A 2,867-nucleotide genomic window follows, 5' to 3' on the forward strand; every position below is an offset into this window, starting at 1 on the left:
GGCACGCGGCCCAGTTGTGAACTTTCCGTAATTCATCCTGGGTTCAGGCAGGAAACCCTTCTCTCACGGTCAAGCTGTAACCTGAGGGGACCTCATGAAATTCGCACCACTCGCCGCCGTCATCGCCCTGGCGCTGACCACCTCCGCCTGCGTGATCATTGACGCCGACGACCATCCGGACGTGTCGATCAACGCCGGTAAGTCCGACCTCGAGCCGATCCACGGCGCGGCCTTCGACAAGGGCGACCTGGTGATCCGAGTGTCGTCAAACGGCTGCACCAACGCCGCCGACTTCGCGGTCGAGAGCAGCCGCCGCGACGGCGCGGCCAGCTTCACCTTCACCCGCAAGCGCCCCGACCTGTGCCGGGCCCTGATGGCCGAGGGCGTCGACCTGCGCTTCCCGCTGGACGCCTATGGCGTGGATCACGGCGACCGGGTGCGAGTGCGCAACCCGCTCGTTCGGCCGTAGGGTTATTCGGAGGGGCGAGGGCGAGTTGACTCCCCGCCGCCCCTCCGTCATAAACCGCGCCTTCCCGCCGCCGGCTCGCCGTGTGGCTTGGGGACCTATGACGGACTGATGCGACGCCGCCGTTGAGATCGCGCCTCTACTAATTGAGGCGCCGGCCCGGATCGAACTGATGAGACCAAGATGTCCAAGCGCCATAGCGCCAAGTACAAGATCGATCGCCGTATGGGCGAGAACCTCTGGGGCCGGCCCAAGTCGCCGGTCAACCAGCGGTCCTACGGCCCCGGCCAGCACGGCCAGCGCCGCAAGCAGAAGGTTTCCGACTTCGGCCTGCAGCTGCGCGCCAAGCAGAAGCTGAAGGGCTATTACGGCAACCTGACCGAAAAGCAGTTCAGCCGCACCTATGAAGAAGCCGCGCGCCGCAAGGGCAACACGGCTGAAAACCTGGTCGGCCTGCTGGAATCGCGCCTGGACGCCATCGTCTATCGCGCCAAGTTCGTGCCGACCGTGTTCGCCGCCCGCCAGTTCGTCAACCACGGCCACGTGACCGTCAACGGCAAGCGCGTCAACATCGCCAGCTACCGCTGCAAGATCGGCGACGTCATCGCCGTTCGTGAAAAGTCGCGCAACATGGCCCTGGTGCTGGAAGCCGTCGCCTCGGCCGAACGCGACTTCTGCGAATACATCACCGTCGACGCCAAGGGCCTCTCGGCCACCTTCGTGCGCGTTCCGGAACTGTCGGAAGTGCCGTACCCGGTGAAGATGGAACCCAACCTCGTCGTCGAATTCTACGCTTCGTAAGCCTTCGACCTCGAAACGATCTGGAAAAGGCCTCGGGGAAACCCGGGGCCTTTTTTCTTGGGCTGCGCCCCTGCCCTCCCCGGGAGGGCGACGATCTTTTTCGCCCCCTCCCCTTGAACCGGTTCGCCCGTCTGCATAGCTCTTGAGCGCGGGCCGGGCCCCTCTGGCGAGTGAATGCAAGCACTCGTGATGTCGGACCGCATCGGGTGTTCTCGATGACTGGGTCCGGCTGTCCCCCCCTTCGCCGACCTCTTCATCGGGAACATCCGTCCCACGGACGCGAATAGGGATGACCGACGATGCCACTTCTGATGTGCCCCAACTGCGAGGGTTCGATGCAGGCCGTGAACCGCGCCGGCGTCGAGTTCGACATGTGCCCCAAGTGCCGGGGCGTCTGGCTGGATCGCGGCGAACTGGAAAAGCTGATGGCCGTCGAACGCGAGGACGCCGCCGACCAGGCCGCCCCGCCGCCGCGTCAGCAGGCTCCCTATCAGGCCCCGCCGCGGCCGTACGACGCGCCGTCCCCGCGCTATGACGAGCCGCGCCGCTATAAGGACGATGACGACGACCGTCACCGTTACGGCCAGTCCGGTCACCACAAGAAGAAACGATTCGACCTCTTCGACATCTTCGACTGAGAACGCCCGCCATGAACCACCTCAAGACCTACATGCTGCTGGCCGGCCTGACGGCCTTGTTCATGGTGGCCGGCTACCTGCTGGGCGGCGCGACGGGCATGGTCATCGCCCTGGTCTTCGCCGTCGGCCTGAACGCCTATTCCTACTGGAACGCCGACAAGATCGTGCTGAGGACCTATGGGGCGGTCGAGGTAAACGAGACCCATCCAGACCGCCGCGTGCGCGACTACGCCATCGACGTCCAGGCCATGGCCGCGCGGGCGGGCCTGCCGCCTCCGCGGGTCTGCCTGATGGACAACGACCAGCCCAACGCCTTCGCCACGGGCCGTGATCCCGAGCACGCGGCCGTGGCCGCCACCACCGGCCTGCTGGCCATGCTGGACCGCGCCGAGATCGCCGGCGTCATGGCGCACGAACTGGCCCACGTGAAGACCCGCGACACCCTGACCATGACGGTGACCGCGACCATCGCCGGGGCCATCTCGGCCCTGGCCAATTTCGCCTTCTTCTTCGGCGGCTCGCGCGACGACGACCGGCCGGGCGGCATGATCGGCGCCATCGCCATCGCCATCCTGGCCCCGATCGCGGCCATGCTGGTGCAGATGGCCATCAGCCGCTCGCGCGAATATGAGGCCGACCGCATCGGGGCCCAGATCGGCGGCGATCCCGCCGCCCTGGCCCGCGCCCTGCAGAAGATCGAGGCCTATGCCCGGGGCGGGGCGGTGAACCACCAGGCCGAGCGCAACCCGGCCACGGCCCATATGTTCATCATCAACCCGCTGAACGGCCAGGGAGCGGACAATCTGTTCTCGACCCACCCGGCCACCCACAACCGCGTCGAGGCCCTGTTGGCCTCGGCCTGGGCCAGTCGGGGTCGGCCCGTCTCGCCACGGCGGTCCCGACCAGCCGCTCTGGCCGCGCGCCCGGCCCCTGGAGCTGACCGATCAGCGGTCTTAACCGCC

Annotated in this window: 3 protein-coding genes and 1 pseudogene; all 4 read left to right on the forward strand. The window is 66.8% G+C overall.

The window, feature by feature from the left end; translation table 11 throughout:
* The first annotated feature begins 94 nt into the window (after positions 1-94).
* The 4 genes and pseudogenes from CSW58_RS12760 (at position 95) to htpX (ending at position 2,845) form a co-directional block, all read left to right on the forward strand.
* Complete coding sequence (locus CSW58_RS12760) at positions 95-469, forward strand: hypothetical protein (protein WP_099447538.1); 375 nt, start codon at positions 95-97, stop codon at positions 467-469.
* Between the two features lie 180 nt (positions 470-649).
* Positions 650-1,267, forward strand: a complete 618-nt coding sequence (rpsD, locus tag CSW58_RS12765; protein WP_099447539.1) for a 30S ribosomal protein S4 — start codon at positions 650-652, stop codon at positions 1,265-1,267.
* Between the two features lie 299 nt (positions 1,268-1,566).
* Positions 1,567-1,905, forward strand: a complete 339-nt coding sequence (locus CSW58_RS12770) for a zf-TFIIB domain-containing protein (RefSeq protein WP_099447540.1) — start codon at positions 1,567-1,569, stop codon at positions 1,903-1,905.
* An 11-nt stretch (positions 1,906-1,916) separates the two neighbouring features.
* Positions 1,917-2,845, forward strand: a pseudogene (gene htpX, locus CSW58_RS12775) (zinc metalloprotease HtpX).
* The last annotated feature ends 22 nt before the right edge of the window (positions 2,846-2,867 follow it).

This window comes from Caulobacter sp. B11 (assembly GCF_002737765.1).
Taxonomy (GTDB): domain Bacteria; phylum Pseudomonadota; class Alphaproteobacteria; order Caulobacterales; family Caulobacteraceae; genus Caulobacter.